Source organism: Evansella sp. AB-rgal1 (assembly GCF_041820985.1).
GTDB lineage: Bacteria > Bacillota > Bacilli > Bacillales > Salisediminibacteriaceae > Evansella.
In genome coordinates this window covers 85,532-105,909 of the sequence record NZ_JBGUAU010000007.1, presented here as the reverse complement: position 1 = coordinate 105,909, position 20,378 = coordinate 85,532, and the positions used below count along the sequence as shown (strand labels likewise).

At 36.3% G+C, this 20,378-nt stretch carries 20 protein-coding genes; 16 read left to right on the top strand and 4 right to left on the bottom strand.

The annotated features are described in order from the left end of the window. Window positions 1-11: 11 nt before the first annotated feature. From ACERII_RS07620 to greA, 11 genes are all read left to right on the top strand, one after another. Window positions 12-1,100, top strand: coding sequence for an AI-2E family transporter (locus tag ACERII_RS07620; protein ID WP_373641283.1), 1,089 nt, complete (start codon window positions 12-14; stop codon window positions 1,098-1,100). 939 nt (window positions 1,101-2,039) lie between these two features. After that, the gene (alaS, locus tag ACERII_RS07615; protein WP_373641280.1) at window positions 2,040-4,676 is read left to right on the top strand and encodes an alanine--tRNA ligase; all 2,637 of its coding nucleotides are present in this window, start codon (window positions 2,040-2,042) and stop codon (window positions 4,674-4,676) included. Between the two features lie 95 nt (window positions 4,677-4,771). Next, window positions 4,772-5,038, top strand: coding sequence for an IreB family regulatory phosphoprotein (locus ACERII_RS07610; protein WP_373641278.1), 267 nt, complete (start codon window positions 4,772-4,774; stop codon window positions 5,036-5,038). A gap of 4 nt (window positions 5,039-5,042) precedes the next feature. Continuing rightward, window positions 5,043-5,462 carry a Holliday junction resolvase RuvX gene (gene ruvX, locus ACERII_RS07605; protein ID WP_373641277.1) on the top strand — a complete coding sequence of 140 codons (420 nt, stop codon included), beginning with the start codon at window positions 5,043-5,045 and terminating at the stop codon, window positions 5,460-5,462. Between the two features lie 328 nt (window positions 5,463-5,790). Beyond that, window positions 5,791-6,093 carry a DUF1292 domain-containing protein gene (locus ACERII_RS07600; protein WP_373641275.1) on the top strand — a complete coding sequence of 101 codons (303 nt, stop codon included), beginning with the start codon at window positions 5,791-5,793 and terminating at the stop codon, window positions 6,091-6,093. Window positions 6,094-6,403: 310 nt separating this feature from the next. After that, window positions 6,404-7,534 carry an endolytic transglycosylase MltG gene (gene mltG / locus ACERII_RS07595; RefSeq protein WP_373641424.1) on the top strand — a complete coding sequence of 377 codons (1,131 nt, stop codon included), beginning with the start codon at window positions 6,404-6,406 and terminating at the stop codon, window positions 7,532-7,534. A 130-nt stretch (window positions 7,535-7,664) separates the two neighbouring features. Beyond that, a complete protein-coding gene (locus tag ACERII_RS07590; protein ID WP_373641273.1) occupies window positions 7,665-8,333 on the top strand; it encodes an O-methyltransferase in 669 nt (222 codons plus the stop codon). 1 nt (window position 8,334) lies between these two features. Beyond that, window positions 8,335-9,264: a peptidase U32 family protein gene (locus ACERII_RS07585; RefSeq protein WP_373641272.1), complete on the top strand. Its 930-nt coding sequence runs from the start codon at window positions 8,335-8,337 to the stop codon at window positions 9,262-9,264. A 14-nt stretch (window positions 9,265-9,278) separates the two neighbouring features. Beyond that, entirely contained in the window at window positions 9,279-10,553 is a 1,275-nt protein-coding gene (locus ACERII_RS07580; RefSeq protein WP_373641271.1) for a peptidase U32 family protein, read from the top strand. Between the two features lie 4 nt (window positions 10,554-10,557). Then, on the top strand, window positions 10,558-11,193 hold the full coding sequence (udk, locus tag ACERII_RS07575) for a uridine kinase (RefSeq protein WP_373641269.1): 636 nt from the start codon (window positions 10,558-10,560) through the stop codon (window positions 11,191-11,193). Window positions 11,194-11,475: 282 nt separating this feature from the next. Next, complete coding sequence (greA, locus tag ACERII_RS07570) at window positions 11,476-11,946, top strand: transcription elongation factor GreA (protein WP_373641267.1); 471 nt, start codon at window positions 11,476-11,478, stop codon at window positions 11,944-11,946. Window positions 11,947-12,123: 177 nt separating this feature from the next. Here the strand turns inward: greA and ACERII_RS07565 are convergent, their stop codons facing one another. Beyond that, a complete protein-coding gene (locus ACERII_RS07565; protein WP_373641265.1) occupies window positions 12,124-13,002 on the bottom strand; it encodes a hypothetical protein in 879 nt (292 codons plus the stop codon). Window positions 13,003-13,222: 220 nt separating this feature from the next. On the opposite strand from ACERII_RS07565, the gene ACERII_RS07560 reads away from it, so the two are divergent. Continuing rightward, the gene (locus tag ACERII_RS07560) at window positions 13,223-13,900 is read left to right on the top strand and encodes a YrrS family protein (RefSeq protein WP_373641263.1); all 678 of its coding nucleotides are present in this window, start codon (window positions 13,223-13,225) and stop codon (window positions 13,898-13,900) included. Between the two features lie 434 nt (window positions 13,901-14,334). Here ACERII_RS07560 and ACERII_RS07555 read toward each other — a convergent pair whose 3' ends face one another. Beyond that, window positions 14,335-14,547 (bottom strand): DUF2536 family protein, encoded by a 213-nt coding sequence (locus tag ACERII_RS07555; protein ID WP_373641261.1) that lies wholly within the window; start codon window positions 14,545-14,547, stop codon window positions 14,335-14,337. Between the two features lie 139 nt (window positions 14,548-14,686). Between ACERII_RS07555 and mtnN the strand changes: the two genes are divergently transcribed. After that, complete coding sequence (gene mtnN, locus ACERII_RS07550; RefSeq protein WP_373641260.1) at window positions 14,687-15,388, top strand: 5'-methylthioadenosine/S-adenosylhomocysteine nucleosidase; 702 nt, start codon at window positions 14,687-14,689, stop codon at window positions 15,386-15,388. Between the two features lie 256 nt (window positions 15,389-15,644). Further along, the gene (locus tag ACERII_RS07545) at window positions 15,645-15,881 is read left to right on the top strand and encodes a YrhC family protein (protein WP_373641259.1); all 237 of its coding nucleotides are present in this window, start codon (window positions 15,645-15,647) and stop codon (window positions 15,879-15,881) included. 86 nt (window positions 15,882-15,967) lie between these two features. Here the strand turns inward: ACERII_RS07545 and ACERII_RS07540 are convergent, their stop codons facing one another. After that, complete coding sequence (locus ACERII_RS07540) at window positions 15,968-16,594, bottom strand: NUDIX hydrolase (RefSeq protein WP_373641258.1); 627 nt, start codon at window positions 16,592-16,594, stop codon at window positions 15,968-15,970. 187 nt (window positions 16,595-16,781) lie between these two features. Between ACERII_RS07540 and ACERII_RS07535 the strand changes: the two genes are divergently transcribed. Beyond that, on the top strand, window positions 16,782-17,024 hold the full coding sequence (locus ACERII_RS07535; RefSeq protein WP_373641257.1) for an HPr family phosphocarrier protein: 243 nt from the start codon (window positions 16,782-16,784) through the stop codon (window positions 17,022-17,024). Between the two features lie 401 nt (window positions 17,025-17,425). On the opposite strand, the gene ACERII_RS07530 is transcribed toward ACERII_RS07535, so the two are convergent. Then, window positions 17,426-19,417, bottom strand: coding sequence for a prolyl oligopeptidase family serine peptidase (locus ACERII_RS07530; RefSeq protein ID WP_373641256.1), 1,992 nt, complete (start codon window positions 19,415-19,417; stop codon window positions 17,426-17,428). A 170-nt stretch (window positions 19,418-19,587) separates the two neighbouring features. Here ACERII_RS07530 and ACERII_RS07525 point away from each other — a divergent pair, with 170 nt between their 5' ends. After that, window positions 19,588-20,340: a PRC-barrel domain containing protein gene (locus tag ACERII_RS07525; protein WP_373641255.1), complete on the top strand. Its 753-nt coding sequence runs from the start codon at window positions 19,588-19,590 to the stop codon at window positions 20,338-20,340. Window positions 20,341-20,378 lie beyond the last annotated feature (38 nt).

Genomic DNA, 20,378 nt, shown 5'->3' with positions numbered 1-20,378 from the left:
GGGGATATAAATTGGAAAATCGCCTAGTACACTGGATATTACGGTTTACATTTGTGTTATTAATAGGACTCGTTCTTTTTATGTTTGTTACTATATTTACATACATTCAACCAGTTTTCGAACTTGTTGGTCGTATTGTAGTTCCTTTCTTATTATCGGCTGTAATTGCATATGTATTGCATCCTATTATCGGGGCACTAGAAAAGCGTCATTTTCCCCGCACACTATCTATTATTTTAATATATACACTGTTTGTAGTCGGATTTGTTTGGATTATTTTCAAGGGAACCCCTTATATTTTAGAAGAAGGTCAGGATTTACTAGAACAATTGCCTATAATGGCTGAGACTTACAGTAATATAGCAAATGAAATTCATCAACAAACAGAAGTACTCCCTACCACTTTTCAAGACAGAGTGGAAAGCTGGATGGAGAGTGGAGAAGCATATATTGCTGAATCTCTAGCTATGATAGGAGTTATCTTACGACAGCTTGTTGATTGGATGTTATTGTTAATAGTCATTCCGTTTATTGTTTTTTATTTGTTAAAAGATATGGATTTAGTTAAAAAGGTAACTTGGTATCTAACTCCCAAAAAAGCAAGGAAGGAAGGGGCCAGTTTAATTAAAGATATTGATAAATCATTGGGTTATTATATACGAGGGCAATTAATGGTTTGTGCTTTAGTTGGAATTTTAGCTTATATTGGATTTTGGATTATCGATATGCCGTATGCATTGTTATTGGCCGTATTTATTGGATTAACAAATGTCATTCCCTATTTTGGACCAATTATAGGAGTAATTCCAGTTGTATTTATAGCTCTAACAGAGTCTTTTCAGTTAGTTATTTTAGGTTTAGTTGTTAATATAATTGTACAAATTATTGAAGGGAACTTAATTGCTCCACTTGTTGTAGGAAAAAGCTTGCATATGCATCCCGTATTAATCATCTTTGCGCTTGTAGTAGGTGGGGAGTTAGGGGGAGTGATTGGTCTTATCATCTCCGTACCTATTCTCACTATTTTGAGGGTTATCATATTACATGCAAGACAAATAATTAGAGAAAGAAAGGGAGTATATACGGAAGAGAAGGTGTAAGGGATGTAGTGAATGAAAAAGGTGCTTAACTTATAGAAGCTCTCTTTTTCACTTTACATTAAGTTGACAAACAAGTAATCAGTTTTTTATAATAACATAAGTATAAAAAATCAAAATTGATGACGGAATTAATATTACGAAACCCCCTATTCGAGACTAAGGTCTCACAGAGAGGAATTTCCTTGGCTGCGAGAAATTCTAGGAACAGGTTTGTAATTAGCTACTCCTGAGAGCAGGCGAAATCCTGCCGGTTGACGACCGTTATTCGTTTGTATTGAGGTGACAAAGCCGAACGTTCTGGTGGCAAGGCTTTGTAACTAGGGTGGTACCGCGTGAGCATGCTCTCGTCCCTGTTATTAGGGATGGGAGTTTTTTGTTTTTTTTCATAGTTGGAGGTGGATCGCACAAAAACGTGGTAGGACCGCACAGAAAACACGAGGAACGCACAGAAACGTGGTTGAATCGCACAGAAAACGCGAGGATCGCACAAAAACGTGGTAGGACCGCACAGAAAACGCGAGGAACGCACAGAAACGTGGTTGAATCGCACAGAAAACGAGAGGAACGCACAGAAACGTGGTTGAATCGCACAGAAAACGCGAGGATCGCACAAAAACATGGTAGGACCGTACAGAAAACGCGAGGATCGCACAGAAACATGGTAGGACCGCACAGAAAACGCGAGGATCGCACAAAAACGTGGTTGAACCGCACAGAAAACGCGAGGAACGCACAGAAACATGGTAGGACCGCACAGAAAACGCGAGGATCGCACAGAAACGTGGTAGGACCGCACAGAAAACGCGAGGAACGCACAGAAACGTGGTTGAATCGCACAGAAAACGCGAGGATCGCACAAAAAACGCAAAAATGTACAAAACTCATATTGAACCACATCAAAAAAAATAAAATGTTAAATAAGATCAGGAGGATAATGCGATGAAACGATTAAGCTCAGCTCAAGTTAGACAAATGTATTTAGATTTTTTCAAAGAAAAGGGGCATGATGTAGAACCGAGTGCTTCTCTAGTTCCACATGAGGATCCATCGTTACTATGGATAAATAGCGGGGTTGCCACACTAAAAAAATACTTTGATGGTCGTGTGATTCCTAAAAATCCAAGAATTACGAATGCACAGAAATCTATCCGTACGAACGATATTGAAAATGTTGGAAAAACAGCAAGACACCATACATTTTTTGAGATGCTTGGTAATTTTTCTATTGGAGATTATTTCAAAAAAGAAGCAATTCATTGGGCGTGGGAATTCTTAACAAGTGAAAAGTGGATTGGTTTCGATCCAGATAAGCTTTCTGTTACGATTTACCCTGAAGATGAGGAAGCTTTTGAGTTTTGGAATAAAGAAATTGGTTTACCGAAAGAACGAATTATTCGTTTGGAAGAAAACTTCTGGGATATCGGAGAAGGTCCTTGTGGTCCTAATACAGAAATTTTTTACGATCGTGGGGAGTCTTATGGAAGTGACCCTAATGATCCAGAACTATATCCTGGTGGGGAAAATGAACGATACTTAGAAGTATGGAATCTTGTTTTTTCACAATTTAACCATAACCCAGATGGTAGCTACACTCCACTTCCTAAGAAAAACATTGATACAGGGATGGGTCTTGAGCGTATGGTATCCATTATCCAAGACGCAAAAACAAACTTTGACACAGACTTGTTTATGCCGATCATAAGAGCAACAGAGAAAATTGCCAATGAGAGTTATGGTAAAACATTAGAAGCAGACACTGCATACAAGGTAATTGCGGACCATGTAAGAACAGTAACGTTTGCGGTTTCAGATGGCGCACTTCCATCAAATGAGGGGCGCGGTTACGTGTTACGGAGGCTGCTCCGTCGTGCAGTACGATTTGCAAAGCAACTAGAAATTGAACGACCATTTATGTATGAACTAGTTCCTGTTGTGGGAGATATTATGAAAGATTTTTATCCAGAAGTGAAGGAAAAAGAGGAATTCATTCAAAAGGTAGTAAAAAATGAAGAGGAACGCTTCCATGAAACGTTAAATGAAGGTCTAACGATATTAGGACGTGTAATGGAGAAAGCAAAAGAAGAAAATCAAGCAACAATTGCAGGAACGGATGTTTTTCGACTTTATGATACATATGGTTTTCCAGTAGATCTAACGGAAGAATATGTTCAAGAAGCTGGGTTTGAAATTGACCGTGAAGGCTTTGAAGCAGAAATGGAAAAACAACGAAGCCGTGCTAGAGAAGCTCGTCAAGATTCTGGCTCTATGCAGTCACAGGATGAGGTTTTAGGAAAAATAAAAGAGGAAAGTGAATTTGTAGGGTACGATGTACTTGAAATTCCTTCCGTTGTAAAAGCAATAGTGAAGGAAAAAGAGCTTGTAGAAGAAGCTTCCGAGGGAGACACTGTACAAATTATTGTTGATAGAACATCTTTCTATGCAGAAAGTGGAGGTCAGATTGCAGACTATGGAACGTTCGAAAACGAGGATACTACATTAGTTGTAAAAGACGTACAAAAGGCACCGAATGGACAAAATCTTCATACTGTTGAGGTTTCTAGAGGAACCTTAAATACGAATAGTACTTTTGCAGCGAAAGTAGACGAAAAAAACAGAAAAGGTGTAGTGAAAAACCACACCGCAACTCACCTGTTACATCAGGCTCTGAAGGATGTACTTGGAGAACATGTAAACCAAGCTGGCTCACTTGTGGCAAATGAACGTCTTCGATTTGACTTCTCTCATTTCGGACAAATAAATGAAAAAGAATTAGAGGAAATCGAAAGCATTGTTAACGAGAAGGTTTGGGGGGGAATTTCCGTACAAACCACTTATCGTAGTTTACAGGAAGCAAAAGAAATGGGAGCTATGGCTTTATTCGGAGAGAAATATGGCGAAACTGTACGTGTTGTGCGAGTAGGAGATTATAGCTTAGAGCTTTGTGGTGGATGTCATGTAAATAATACAGCGGAAATTGGTTTGTTTAAGATTGTCTCTGAAGGTGGGATTGGGGCAGGAGTTCGTCGTATTGAAGCTGTAACTGGAAAAAAAGCGTATGAATTTATGAATCAACAAGTTGATTATTTAAAGGATGCAGCTAGAATATTGAAAACAAAGATTTCCGATGTTCCATATCGAATTGAACAACTTCAATCACAATTGAAAGAAGTAGAAAAACAAAATGAATCCTTTGCTGCAAAACTAAGTCAATTAGAAGCAGGGAATATTCTTGACGACATGGAAGTGGTGAATGGTGTTTCTCTTCTTGTAAAGCAAGTAAATGTTCCAGATATGAATCGATTACGTCAAATGGCGGATTCTATAAAAGAAAAAATAGAATCAGGTATTCTCGTGCTTGCTGCGGTTAACAATGGTAAAGTAAATATTGTTACGAGTGTTTCAAAAGACTTAGTAAAAGAAGGTCACCATGCAGGAAACATAGTAAAAGAAGTTGCTACACGATGTGGCGGCGGCGGTGGTGGACGTCCTGACATGGCACAGGCTGGAGCAAAAGATCCTTCTAAGTTAGCGGAAGCTTTGAAAATAATTCCTGATTTAGTAAAAAGAAATGACTAAGCAGACGTAATTCGTGTAAAATAGGAGACAAGTAATTGAACGAAAAAATTCTATGAGATTACCGTTTCTTTCAAAAATGGAGAGAGGTGAGCGAAATGAGTTCAATGGACAACACAATGAAGTTTAGTTTCAACGATGATTCAATGGATGAAGATGTAAAAGACGTATTATTTACTGTCTATTCTTCATTAGAGGAAAAAGGTTACAACCCAATCAATCAAATAGTTGGATACTTACTATCAGGAGATCCTGCATACATTCCTCGTCATAATGATGCTAGGTCCCTTATCCGTAAGATTGAACGAGACGAGATTATTGAAGAACTAGTTCGTTCGTATTTATCACAGCCAGAGAAGGAGTAAATGCATGAAGGTATTAGGACTAGATGTAGGTTCTAAAACAATTGGTGTTGCAGTAAGTGATGCACTAGGTTGGACTGCTCAGGGCGTAGAGACAATTCGTCGTGATGAAAGAGATCTAGAAAAAGATTTCGCTCGACTAAAGGAAATTATGCTTGAACATGAAATTAGTACCGTTGTGGTAGGAATGCCTAAAAACATGAATGGTACAATCGGACCGAGTGGAGAAATGTGTCAGGAATTTGCATCTCAGTTACAAGAACGTGCCGATGTGAAAATTGAATTTGTAGATGAACGTTTAACGACTGTTGCTGCAGAAAGAATGTTAGTATCAGCTGATGTTAGCCGAAAAAAAAGAAAAAAAGTAATAGATAAAATGGCCGCAGTCCTAATTTTGCAAGGTTACCTAGATCGTAATCAAAAGTAGATTAATTATATAAGTTGCTGAATAACATAAAAGGGTAGACATCTACACAAGGAAAAATTTACACCATGGCGGTTGAAATACGTTGAGAAGAAGTAGTACTTTCTCTTTAGTTTAGAATAAGCGCAGGTCCACCAACTCCAGTGGGAAGAGAGTAAGCGCGAGACACCGAAGCGACGGAATCGTGAAGGTGGCTAGGCAGCTCCCCAAGGAAAGCAGTGGACTGAAGCGAATGGAATACAAACCAACAAAGTTAGAATTACTAGATAATCTGATTCACGTATTTTCAGGGTAGACTACAAAAAACAGAAAGCTTGAAAGGCGGAAACAAATGAAAAATTATAACCTTCCTAATGAAGATGAAAATCAAATTATTATTCCTGGTGAAAACGGTGAAGAACACCTATTTGAAGTACTTTTTACTTTTGATGTTGACTCTACAGGAAACTCATACATGGTTCTAGCACCACAAGGTACAAGTGACGATGTGGATGAAGACGAGGTAGAAGTACACGCATTTCGATATGAAGAACCTGAAGGAGAAGAATTAGCTTTATATCCTATTGAATCAGATGAAGAGTGGGAAATGGTTGAAGAGTTACTGAACACTTTCACAGAACAAGAAATGGAATAGTAGTGTAGAAAAAAACTGATGGGTGATTCTCATCAGTTTTTTGTGTTATCAGGATTTCGTGCTTAGTTCATCATCAAGACATACCATAAATAGATTCCTTCTCGAGCAAATAATCTTCTATTAAACAGCGATTGCTCTGAAACAATCGAATTAAATTTAATATGTTGATGTGATTGATAGTTTTATCCCCAAAATTCTTTGGATTTTGAAATAAAATTTTAATAGAGGCAACAAAAAATGATACAATGTTTCGACATAAGGATCGAATTTTTTTATAAATGTAGTATAATAGATGGGATGGAAGGAGGAAGTGAGATTGTCAGACAAGAATAATAAAAACAAGAAAAAGCAACAACATATAGAAAAAATGTATGAACGACAAAAAGAGGCTAAAATTGTGAGAAGAATCGTTTTTGTATTTATATTATTATTGTTAATTACAGTAGTTGGTGCAGGGTATTCTGGTTATACTTACTTTATGAACTCTATAGGGCCAATGGACGAAAATGATGAAGAACTAATAGAAGTAACAATACCGATAGGATCTTCAGCAACAGGAATTGGAAACATCTTAGAGGAGAACGACTTAATAAAAAGTAGTAGATTTTTTAGATTATACGTTCGTTTTCAAAATGAAACAGGATTCCAAGCTGGTGACTACATACTAAGTAGATCCATGGACATGGACGATATGATTGAAGAATTAAAAAGTGGGGTAGTCAGACAAGATTATCAATTAACTTTTACTATTCCTGAAGGTCGTTGGCTAGATGATGTTGTAAAAAGAATTGCTGATAATACAAATCTAACAGAAGAAGATTTGATGGAGAAGCTAGAGGATGAAGAATACTTAGACGAGCTGATTGAAAGATTTGCTATAGTAGATGAAGTGATATTAGATGATCGAATTAGATGGCCATTAGAAGGCTACTTATTTCCTCAACGATATGACTTTTTAGAAGAGGAAATAGAGGTAGAAGAGTTAATTGAGGCAATGTTGGCTCGAACAACAAAAGCATTAATTGATAGTGAAGCGGGATCGTCCGATTATTCATATCATGATATATTGACCATGGCTTCTATTATTGAGGGAGAGGCTCGTAACGATGAAGAACGCCAGATGATCTCAGGTGTCATTCATAATCGTTTACATCCAAATGTTAGAATGCAATTACAAATGGACCCTACAGTTGCCTATGCTCACGGTGAACATCTTCCGCGAACATTGAATGAACATCTTAAGATAGAATCACCTTATAATACTTATTATGTTTCTGGTCTTCCGATTGGACCAATTAATAATCCTGGTGAAGCTTCTATCTGGGCGGCATTGCACCCTGAACCACATAATTATTTGTACTTTTTCCATTCACCTGATGGACAAGTTCATTTCTCTGAAACCTTAGGGGAGCATAATGCAATTGTCCAGCAATATCGTTAAAAATTCTTCGAGTTTTACTAAAAATAAATAAACAAGTGACAGGGAGAATATGCTATTAGCATTCTCCCTGTCATTATGTTAAAATATATCGGTCAAAGTTGAAGAGCACCCAAAAGGAGGCGCTTTTTTTATGGGGATACAAACAAAAACAGAAGAGTATATACTATCGTTGCTACAGAATCGAAGTGACAAGATAGAACTAATAGAGAAGTATGCAGAAGAACATCATGTTCCTATCATGGAACCGAGTGGAATGAAGTTATTGCTTCAATTTTTAGAGATCCAAAAACCAAAAAAAATATTAGAAGTGGGAACTGCGATTGGCTATTCTGCTATACGAATGGGGATTGCTGCAAAAGACGCAACTATCTTTACATTAGAGCGTGATACAGAAAGAATTACAGTTGCTAAGGCTAATATAAAGGAATTTAATATGGAAAACCGTATTCATATCATCGAGGGAGATGCTCTTGAATTGTCTAAAGAGGTAGCAGAACATGGCCCTTATGATGTCTTGTTCATTGATGCTGCAAAAGGGCAATATGAACGGTTTTTCACACTATTCGAGCCTCTTGTGTCTATTGGCGGCTTAATCATATCTGATAATGTATTATTTAAGGGTATGGTTGCAGGCGAAATAGAAATATCCTCAAAAAATACAAAGAGTATGGTAAACAAATTAAGAAGCTTCAATGAACAAAGAATGGCAGATCAACGCTTTACAACAATGATATATCCTGTTGGTGATGGAGTGATGGTCAGCCTCAAAAATGGGAAAGAAGAATTAGGTGGTGTATAGGATGAAAAAACCAGAATTATTAGTCACTCCAACATGTGTTGACCAAATAGAACCATTAATTAATGCTGGGGCAACTGCATTTATTATTGGTGAAGAGAAGTTTGGCTTAAGATTAGCAGGAGAATTTTCTCGTAAGGATGTAGCCAAGGCTGTTAATATTGCACACAAGCACGAAACGAAGTTATATGTGGCAGTAAACGCAATTTTTCACAATGATTTGCTTCCGGAATTACCAGACTATCTTACTTTCTTACATGACGTAGGGGTAGATGCGGTTGTGTTTGGAGATCCTGCTGTCATCATGTGTGCACGTGAAGTAGCTCCGTCTTTAAAGTTACATTGGAATACAGAAACGACGGCAACAAATTGGTATACAGCGAATTATTGGGGAAGAAAAGGTGCAAAGCGTGCCGTTCTTGCCCGGGAAATAAATATGGACTCTATTGTCGAGATTAAGGAAAATGCAGAAGTAGAAATCGAAGTTCAGGTACATGGAATGACTTGTATGTTTCAATCCAAACGAACACTTATCGGTAATTATATGGAATTTCAAGGGAAAGATTTGAAAGTAGAAGGTAGAAGCAAGGATAGAAGCTTATTTATCCATGATGCTGAACGAGATGCAAAATATCCTATTTGGGAAGACTTTAATGGAACACATATAATGAGTCCAAAAGATATGTGTATCATTGATGAATTAGAAGAGATGATTGATGCAGGTGTAGAGTCGTTTAAGATAGATGGGATACTTAAGAGTAATGACTATATTTGTAAAATAACGTCTTTATATCGAGAAGCGATTGATTTATATTTGGAAGATCCTGAAAAATATAGTGACGAGAAAGAGAATTTCTTAGATAAAGTGAAGGGAATTCAGCCATCTAACCGTGATCTTGATACAGGATTCTTCTTTAAAGAAACGGTTTATTAAGGGGTGAAACATAAATGGAACAAATAGCAGAGAAAACAAAACAAGGTAAACGCATCATTACAAAAAAACCAGAACTACTTGCACCAGCAGGTAATCTAGAAAAACTAAAAATAGCTGTATATTATGGTGCAGATGCAGTGTTCATTGGTGGACAAGAGTTTGGTTTACGATCAAATGCTGACAACTTCTCCATTGAAGAAATGGCAGAAGGCGTGGAGTATGCTAAGAAACACAATGCTCGAATTTATGTTACTACAAATATCTTTGCTCACAATGAAAATATGGACGGACTAGATGATTACTTGAAAGATTTAGAACGAGTTGGGATTGCAGGTATCATCGTAGCAGATCCTTTAATTATTGAGACATGTAAACGAGTAGCGCCTAAATTAGAAGTTCACTTATCAACGCAACAATCTTTATCCAACTGGCAGGCAGTAAAGTTCTGGAAAGAAGAAGGTCTTGAGCGTGTTGTATTAGCTCGTGAAGTTGGGTTGCAGGAAATGTTAGAAATGAAAAAATATGTAGATATAGAAATTGAGACGTTTATTCATGGAGCAATGTGTATCTCTTATTCTGGTAGGTGCGTATTGAGTAATCACATGACTGCAAGGGATTCTAACCGAGGTGGATGTTGTCAATCATGTCGTTGGGATTATTTCTTGTATGAAGAGAATGAAAATGGTGAAGACTCTGTTGATGAAGCAAAACTTTTTTCAGAAGACGATGCACCGTTTGCTATGTCTCCAAAAGATCTTAATTTAATTGAATCCATTCCACAATTAATTGAAGCAGGTATCGATAGCTTAAAGATCGAAGGAAGAATGAAGTCTATCCACTATGTTGCAACGGTTGTAAGTGTTTATCGTAAAGTAATTGATGCATATTGCGAAGATCCAGATAACTTTAAGATACAACAGGAATGGCTTGACGAGCTTGCAAAATGTGCAAACAGACCAACAGCTCCTGCATTCTTTGAAAATGTTCCAGGGTATGAAGAGCAAATGTTTGGATATCATAGCCAAAAAACAGCGCATGATTTTGCAGGGCTTGTGTTAGATTATGACGAAGAAGCAAGCGTTGTAACTCTTCAACAAAGAAATTACTTTAAACCTGGGGATACAATTGAGTTTTTTGGACCAGAAATTGATATTTTTAAACAGAAGGTTGGTACAATCTGGGATGAAGATGGAGTAGAGCTAGATGCGGCAAGGCACCCATTACAAATAGTAAAATTAAAAGTAGATCATCCTGTCTATCGTAACAATATGATGAGAAAGGAATTATAAATATATGAGTAAGAAGCCAGTAATTATTGGCGTTGCAGGGGGATCAGGCTCTGGAAAAACAACAGTAGCTAATAAAATATTTTGTAAATTTCATGACCAAGATATTGTTCTGATTGAGCAGGATGCTTATTATAAAAATCAAAGTCATTTACCTATGGAAGAGCGTTTACAAACAAATTACGATCATCCACTTGCCTTTGATAATGATTTACTCATCGATCATCTAAAAACACTCTTAAGCCGTGAAAGTATTGAAAAGCCAGTATATGATTATGCAAATCATACTCGTTCAAATGATTCAATTTTCATTGAGCCAAGAGATGTAATTATATTAGAAGGAATTTTAATCTTGGAAGATGAGCGATTAAGAGATATAATGGATATTAAATTATTTGTTGATACCGATCCAGACTTACGAATTATTCGTAGACTAATGCGTGATATTAAAGAACGTGGTAGAACCATTGATTCTGTTATTGATCAATATACAGAAGTTGTACGGCCTATGCACCTACAATTCATTGAACCTACGAAGCGTTATGCTGATATTATTATTCCTGAAGGGGGCAATAATCAAGTAGCAATAGATTTAATGGTAACAAAAATAAAAACGATTCTTGAAGAAAAAGCCATTTTGTAATAGCATAAGAGAAGTAATAATAAAGAAGGCAACTAGAACGGTATCGTATATAATAAGAACGTATGATCAGCGCCCCACTCCTTTTTCCTATTGGTGGTTCATAAGGGAGTTGGCGCTGAACATTTATATTAAAGTGAAGAGTTATCATTTTTTTATTAACCCTTTCATATGGTTCAAATAAAACCGTCTCTATTATTGCTATAAATCAAAAAGAGCGTCTGAAAAAGAGATGAAAGCGCTCGCTATTCGGAGTTTTTATTATACTAAGGAGTGAAGCAAGCTATGGCAGAAGAAAAACATTACATGACCGTTGAAGGTAAGGAAAAATTAGAAAAGGAATTAGAATTCTTAAAAACGGAACGACGAAAAGAAGTCGTTGAGAGAATAAAGGTTGCTCGTAGTTTTGGGGATCTTTCCGAGAATTCAGAATATGACTCTGCAAAAGAAGAACAAGCTTTTGTTGAAGGTCGTATCGTTCAAATCGAAAAAATGATCCGAAATGCCGTAATTATTGAAGAAGATACAAATTCATCTGTTGTGTCGTTAGGTAAAACTGTGAAATTCATTGAATTACCTGATGGAGAAGAGGAAGAGTATATAATTGTTGGAAGAGCAGAAGCTGATCCAATGGATGGCAAGATTTCAAATGATTCTCCAATGGCTCAAAGCTTAATGGGGAAAACAATAGGAGATAAAGTATCTGTTTCTACTCCAGGTGGAGACATGGAAGTGGAAATTCTTGAAGTGAAATAATGTTATTATTTTTCCCCTATGTGATTCATAATCACATAGGGATTTTTTTCCCTATGACAATGACAAGGCGTTTCTTTAATAGTGAAGTGAAAGAAAAAACACAAGGTATTGAAATTCTTAGTTGCCGAAAAAAAAAGTTAGGTGCTATTAAGCACCTAACGAATAGAAAGAGGATTTTTAGTTGCTATCAGTCAAGCTTTCTGCAGATTTTTCTAGAAACTCCAATACATTATCCACATTTTCTGTATCAAATCGAAGAGCTACGATTTTTTGTTCTCCTCTAAATCCAACTTCTTCAAATAATTCACTACCAGATATATTAATTCCATATAAGTAATTTTCATTTGTTTCTTCTTCTTGATAATATAACAATCTATCTTCATTTATAAATTCTTTTATTTCTTGTTCATATTCATTTAATGGTAGGTAAGCAGCTTGTGTAACTAACAAACCAAAATGGTGAGCATCCAAAATGAAGAAATCTGGATTTTCATTCATTAACCTAACTTGATTAGCTTGTAGAGATGCCATATCCATTTCACTTCGAAGTTCAATAGGTCCGTGCAAAAAATCCATTCGAATATCTTCCCACTGAGGAAATGTAGCTTCTAATTTTTCCTCAATGCGGGTAATATCTTCAATAAAATAATCACCGTAAATGATAATTTCAATATCTGCTGGAGGAAGATTAGCTAGTCTATTTTCTTCGATTTTATTAGTGATAAAAGCATGAAGTAAAGACCCAACAAAAATGATAACGAACAGTGCTCCAAAAAAATGTAATTTATAGTGGTAAAAGAAATGGTCTATTTTCTCAATGATAGGATGTTTTGGTTTATTCTTACTCGGATTAGCTAAATCTTTCTGTTCCTGAAAATGTTGCTTAATTGTATTATAAGCATCGTTAATTTTATTCAAATCAATTGCTTCTTTCGTTTTATTGTTATTTGCTTGCGCTTTCGCTTTTCTAATCCATAATAAATACTTATCTTCCATTTCTTCTTCTGTAGCATTCTTTCTTATCTCAAGAATGTCATAGGCTGTCTTTAAGTCCAACTGTCACACTTCCTTTTAAAAAAAATAATAAACTTTCTTTCTCTAGCATACCGTATAATAGAGAAATTTTCATTAACTAGTAATAGGTTGTCAGAAACAATACAAATATACCAAAGGAAATATAGGAATATTTGTATATATTGAAGACATCTCGTATTTTTCTCTAGGATGAAATATAATGTAAGGACAGGGAGTAGGAGTTACAGAAGGAGGAAGCACAATGAATCAATATGGAAGCTACGGTCCACGTAGAACAGACATAAGAAAAAAGAAGCGTGCGAATGTTGTGTTAAATGTTTCTATTGCTGTAGTAGCAGCTGCCATCGTATTTGTGGGCGGTTTGTTAATATTTGGGGGCAAATCTGAACCAGCATCAGTTGCTGATAATGGTGAAAACCAAGAAGAAAATGTAAGTAATGATGTGAATGAGAATCAACATGATAATAATGAATTAGATTTAAATGAAAATGAAAATGGTGAAGAAGAAAACGAGGAACAAGAAAATGAGGAACAAGAAGTAAATGAAAGTAGTAACGATGTAGAAAATAATGATTCTAGTAACAATGAAGATGATTCAGAAACAATTGGTGAAGTTAGAGTAAATGAATGGAATCCTATTGGAACGGTCCAAGAAGAGCCTTTCACTGCTGTCTTTAATGATTCTAGCCATGTAAACTGGGAAGAGATGACGAAAGCGTTAGAATATGCAATTGGCGTAGAAGATGGTGAAAGAATGACGATCTGGCGCTTAGGTAATGGAGGAGACCTTCAAAGTGCAGTAGGATATGTTGCTACAACAAATCACGATAACCCTTATAAAGTTCGACTAGAGTGGGTTGAAAATAAAGGTTGGATGCCTGTTTCCGTTGAACAAGTGGAAGGAAATCCGTACAGATAAGAAACGTAAAAGGGTAATATTGATATGAAGATAAGCTTATCAGTACTACCAGACAAGTGAAAAATTTGCACCATGGCGGAAGAAATTACGTTATTAGATGCTTTAGTCTTTAGTAATCAACAACTGTATATGGAATGAGTGTAAGCCCATGAGACTCCTGAGGGATGCAGAGCAGAGGCGTGACACCGTAGCAGACGGGAGCCAGGATGGCGACATGACGCCGTTGCCCACAGGACGTGGGCACGTACTTAGGCGGAATTGACGAAGGTGGCTTGCCAGCTCCCCACAGGAAAGGGAGTGGGCAGTAGCGAATGGAATACAACCAACAAAGTTAGTATTCCATATTAGTCTGATACGCGTATTTTCAGGGTAGACTACACAAAATAAAAGAGGATCTCAAAAGGAGTATTAACCTATGAGATCCTCTTTTGGTATTACGACTGTTTTACCTTAAAATGAACAACAGCAGTATACAGCCTTTTTCCTGTCTTTGGATCTAATGTCACTTCATGAGATACATGATGTACTTGTAGCATAATAGCCATGTTATCTTCTATTTTTTTTGCAATTTGCTTTTCAAGTGATTCTAGATTAGTGGATTCAAAAAATTCTACTTTATCTTGGATAATGTACGTATGTATCATCATTTGTTTCACCTCTTCTATGTATCCTGTGATAAGAATAAACAAACAGAGAGAAGAAAACAAGTAAAATCATACGAAAACTTGCTCTTGTAATTATGATTCGCTATGATTAGTGAAGATAATTTAAGAAAGTAGGTTGCATATGAGTATAGGAATAATTGGTGCAATGGAAGAAGAGGTAGAGTTACTTAGGTCTAAAATGAATGTCATTGAAAAAGATGTTATTGCAGGCTGTGAATTTTTTTATGGTAAATTACAGGGAGTAGAAGTAGTTTTATCTAAATCTGGTATTGGTAAGGTCAATGCAGCAATCAGTACAACATTAATGAACAAACTATACCATCCTGATTATATTATTAATACTGGTTCTGCAGGTGGGTTTCATAAAGAATTAGCTGTAGGAGATATCGTTATTTCTACAGAGGTTCGCTACAATGATGTAGATGCCACCGTTTTTGGATATGAATTTGGGCAAGTTCCACGTATGCCAGCTTTTTATATGCCAAATGAAGAACTAATTACGATTGCAGAGAATTGTGCTGAGGAGCTAGGAATAAACTCAGTAAAAGGACTTGTATTATCGGGGGATTCTTTTATGAGTGATCATGACCGCGTAGAAGACATAAGACAAAGATTCCAAGATCCGTATTGTTCCGAAATGGAAGCAGGAGCAATTGCCCAAGTTTGTCACCAATTCCAATGCCCTTTCGTTATAATTCGTTCCTTATCGGATATAGCAGGACAGGATGCAAAAATATCATATGATCAATTCTTGGAGAAAGCTGCTGTAAACTCTGCACAAATGGTACTCCTAATGCTAGAAGAGTTGCGCAAGAAGAACTAATAGATAAATAAGTACCCCTTTTCAAAGGTTTCAGTTAATATTTATAGAGTGCACTGAAAAAGTTACGCAATTTGACTTTTTCAGTGCATTTTTTTGTATAAAGTTTTCCCTAGTTTATTCCTTAGCTATGGAAATCATTACTACACCAGAAACATTGTAATCATGTTATACTATTCATAGTTTCTTAAATTCGTCTCTATTAAAAATAGTTGTAGGGCGTTTTTTATTATTTCATAATAGAAGAGGTGTTTTTGTTATGGATGAAAAAAAAATCATTGATTTAAAAAATAAAGTGATAGATTTAAAACGTTTTTCTTTTATCCTATTAGCATTATGTGGGTTTCTTGCAATTGGGTTAGTTTTACCAGATGGAGCAGTAGCACCAGAGCATCAAGCAATTATGGTGGGACTTAATTTTATTCTACTCTTTGCAGCACTGTTTTTTCATCGTTCCGCGATGGCTGCACAAAGAATAATAAATGAAGAGGAATAAAAAAGCACTTCTTTTTAAGACAACTCTGAATGAAGGGGAATTCCCTGTATTGTGCGCTCCTTAGAGAGTGCTCTTTTTATGTTTACTTAATCTAACGATCGAATTTCTTCTAACACATGAGTTAATATACGAGCAGTTAGACCCCAAATCACATGTCCTTCATATTTATAAAATTGTTCTTCCATTTTCCCAGTTCGCCAATGATAGTCTTCTCCATTAGGGATTAGATGAAAAGGGAAGTCTTGTTCTGGCTTCACTTTTAGTGAAACATGATGTTCCATTGGTCTCATCTTCAACAGCTTAGATAATGGAACAAATAAAATTTCCTTCACTTCATCATCATTCTTTTTGAATGTAGCATCTGATACTATTTTTCCTAGGAAAGGAAATAAGATTAGCTTGAATGGTGTTATCATATAATCTAGTTCGCCAACGATTTCTACTTTGTTTGGCGATACTCCGAGTTCCTCTGTTAATTCACGAATTGCAGCGGCTTCGTTTGAGACGTCGTCTTCATCAACTTTACCACCTGGAAAACAAATCTCTCCTGGTTGCCGAATGTTTTGAGATCTTACTTCGAAAACTATATGTAGCTCGTTATTTAATTCAATCATGGGTACGAATAAGGCAAAGTGCTGATAATTTTCGTAATCAATTAGGTTAGATTTTCTCGAACGGAAATGGTCCATCCATGTTGATTCATTTGGCTTCAAGGGGAACACTCCTTTATGTGAATAAAAAGATAAGAAATAGCATATCTATTGATAAAGTATATAATCTTCTTTCAAGCATATCAATGAAAGTAAAATATGGACAAAATTAAAACGTTTTCAATAAGTGTTTGAATTTATTCCTTTGTGAACATATAATGATAGTATTACATGAAGAGGAGAGATAAATATGAATTTGACAGTTTTGAAACCAATTTTTGCAGAGTCAGCAAGTAAATTTGTTAATACTGCTAGTAAGTATCCAGCAACGATTCTCATTAAAAAGGATCATTGGGTAATTGATGCTAAGAGTTTATTAGGTGTATTAGCTCTTTCTTTACAGCCAGATCAAGTAGTGGAAATTAGCTTTGATGGTGAAGTAGAAGAAGCTTTTATTAATGATCTAGTTGAATTAGGTCTATTTAAAAGATAATACAAATTCATTACTAGAGGGAAGGGCGACACTACATTGTGTAGATTGTCGCTCTTTTTGATTCTAAATGGTCTACCCTCGAAAATATGTTACTCCATTCATATGTAACTTATCTAGTATTACTAACTTTGTTGGCTTTTATTCCATTCTCTACAATTTGCTCGTTTTCTACCCAAGGGCACTAATGCTAGATCCGTTCATTCTTCACGGTGTCTTCTATCTCGGGAGTTGCGAAGCCACATTCACGATCTCATAGGAGACTCGATGGCGTACACTCATTACTTATATAGGTCAATGTATTTATAACTCCAATCAAGTGTATGTTCATTTGAATAGAGTTCTACTCAAAAAGTTGATTAGCAGATGCTAATCAACTTTTTGAGTGAAATATCGTGCTCTCTTTAATTTATTAAATATTTATCAAACCATCTTGTTAACTCTTCCAGTCTTGCATATCGTAAGTAAGGTGGGCCACTTCTTGATAGCTCGTGATTAGAGTTAGGGAAACGTACAAAGCGGGTATCCTTACCACGATGCTTTAATGCCACGAATAATTGCTCCGCTTGCTCCACTGGACAACGGAAATCTTTTTCTCCATGCAAAATTAAGAGAGGTGTTTCAATATTATTCACATATTTTAAGGGGGAATGTTCCCAAAGTTTTTCTGGGTCTCTTAATAAATCTGTGCCAATTTCCCACTCTGTAAAGAAATACCCAATGTCACTCACTCCATAGAAGCTGATCCAATTAGATATGGAACGAAGTGTTGCGGCAGCTTTAAAACGGTTATTGTGAGACACAATCCAGTTTGTCATAAATCCACCGTAGCTTCCTCCAGTAACACCAAGGTTGTCCACGTCAATTTCCGGATAGTTTGCTATAGCAGCATCTGTGAATTCCATTATATCTTCGTAATCTTTTCCACCATAATCACCGCGACAAGCATCTACGAATGTTTGTCCGTATCCATGACTACCTCTAGGATTAGAATAAATGACAAAATACCCTTTTGCTGCAAGTAATTGTAACTCGTGGAAGAACGTATTACCATACATTGCATGAGGTCCACCGTGAATTTCAAGAATCATAGGATATTTTTTTCCAGCTTCATATCCATAAGGCTTTAATACCCATCCTTGAACTTCCCATCCGTCACTTGTTTTGACACGAAGTTCTTCAGGATCCTGAACATGAACTTCCTCTAAAAATTTCTTGTTTTCAGAAGTGAGAGCTACTACTTCTTTTGTTTCGAGATTAACAATAAACAACTCTCCTGGATTAGTAGGTGTACTTACTCCAAGCACTGCAAGGTTCTCTGTAATGTTAATATCGTAACCGTAAACGTGATGGCTACCAGCGTAAACTTCTTCAACCTTTCCTTTACGATCTACAGAATAAAAATTAGTGTTTCCTAGTGTACTTGCTGTCACGTATAATTTTTCTTGGTTAGCAGTCCAAATAGGACCAGGGGTTGGATGTCCAGAACGGATGTCACCAATGGCAGAATCCCCAAGTGATACATCCCATTCGTATGTTAAACAAGAATGTTCTTTTGTTGCTACATCAATTAGATATAACTTAGATTGTGTAGCACCAGCGTATTCTTTTTCATGACCATAGCAGGCAATCGTTGTACCATCTGGAGAGAAAGTTCCTCCATAAAACATCCCATTACTGTTTGTAAGTAGTTCAGATGATTTGGATTCTACATCCATGATATATATATCTGCAATTAACTGGTCATCCCCTTGTTTATTTGCAGTGTAAACGATAGATTTTCCATCAGGTGACCATGATGATGCAGCGTGATCAAAGTCATCACTTGTTAAATAGGTTACTTCTTCAGACCCTAAATCATAAACAGCTAGTTGAGCTCTTTTGCCATCTAAGAACCCAGCAGCATCGGATTTATATTTTAGTCGCTCTACAACTAATGGCTCAGGTTTTTTCTCGTCCTTTTTCTTTTCTTTCTTACCTTCTTCACCAGGGATTTCATTTTCCTTAAAAGAAGTGGAGAATAAGATACGACTACTATCTGGAGACCAAATCGGATGCCCTGCACCGTTTTCCAACTCAGTTAAAGGTTTTGCTTCTCCGCCATCCAAGGAAAGAAGGTATAATTGTGGTTTTGCTTTCTCTCCTTTAGCTGTAACATATACAAGCCTCTTTCCATCGGGAGAAAAGCGGGGAGAAGAGACTCGTCCTTTTCCAAACGTCCATTGTTTTGCTTGTTTTTCTACTGCAGATTGAACAAATAAATGGGATGTATACTCGTCTTTCTCATTAATAAATTGTCTTACATACGCAATGGTTGCACCATCTGGAGATAGTTGAGGTTCGTTGACAACATGTATTTTCTTTAAATCTTCTAAGGTTAATGCCCTCTGTGTCATTTCGTGTTCTCCTCTCAATTAGTAGTACAATAATGATTTTTCTGAATCTTATTATATAATAACAAAAATATTCGAGGTTCGAAATAATTTCTATTTAAAAAAACACGTTTTGTTAGTTCTTGCTCTGGGAAGGTGAATAATAACCTCAATCAATGAAAGGTAGTGTTACAATGTTGTTGCATTATGACAGTTGGATAAAAAATTACTCTGTAATTGGAAACGATGGTGCTTTTGGTACTGTTCGTGACGCCTTGTTTGATGAGGACTTTTGGACAATTCGATATATTGTTGTAAAAACAGGAGTCTTGTTTACGAAAGAAACCCTTTACATTTCCCCAGCATCTATTGAAAAGATAGATATAGAATCTCATATAATTCGTGTGAATATTTCACAGGAACAGGCTGCAAAAGCACCACTCTTAGGAGATGAACCAATCTCTAGAGAGAGTGAACGAAGTTTCGGTTCGTACTATGGATTAAACCCTTACTGGATGGGCGGAAGTGTATGGGGATCAGGAATGAATGCACGAGGAATAATCAATTTACACAAGGAGACATCATTAGATGATGATGTCTATACAACGGAAAGAGAAGAGAAGAAGGTGCACAAAGCAAAGGACGTTATTGGAGATGAACTAGCTACTGAAGAGGAGTCTTTTGGAAAAATAGAAGATATATTATTTGAAGAAGACACGTTTAAAGTGCGTTATTTTATTGCAGACACACAACGTTTTTTTCCACGGAAAAAGGTACTAATTTCCACAGATTGGATTACTAGTGTTAATTGGGTAACAGGAAGAATGGAAGTGTCTGTGACGAAGGACCAAATTGAAAATGCACCGACATATTTTCCAGGTCAACCAATAACAAGAGAAATAGAAGAAGAGCTTTACCAGCATTTTTTGAAAAATAAATACTGGTAATTTCAAACTTGTTTTTTCGCTTTTCTCTCGTTTTTTTG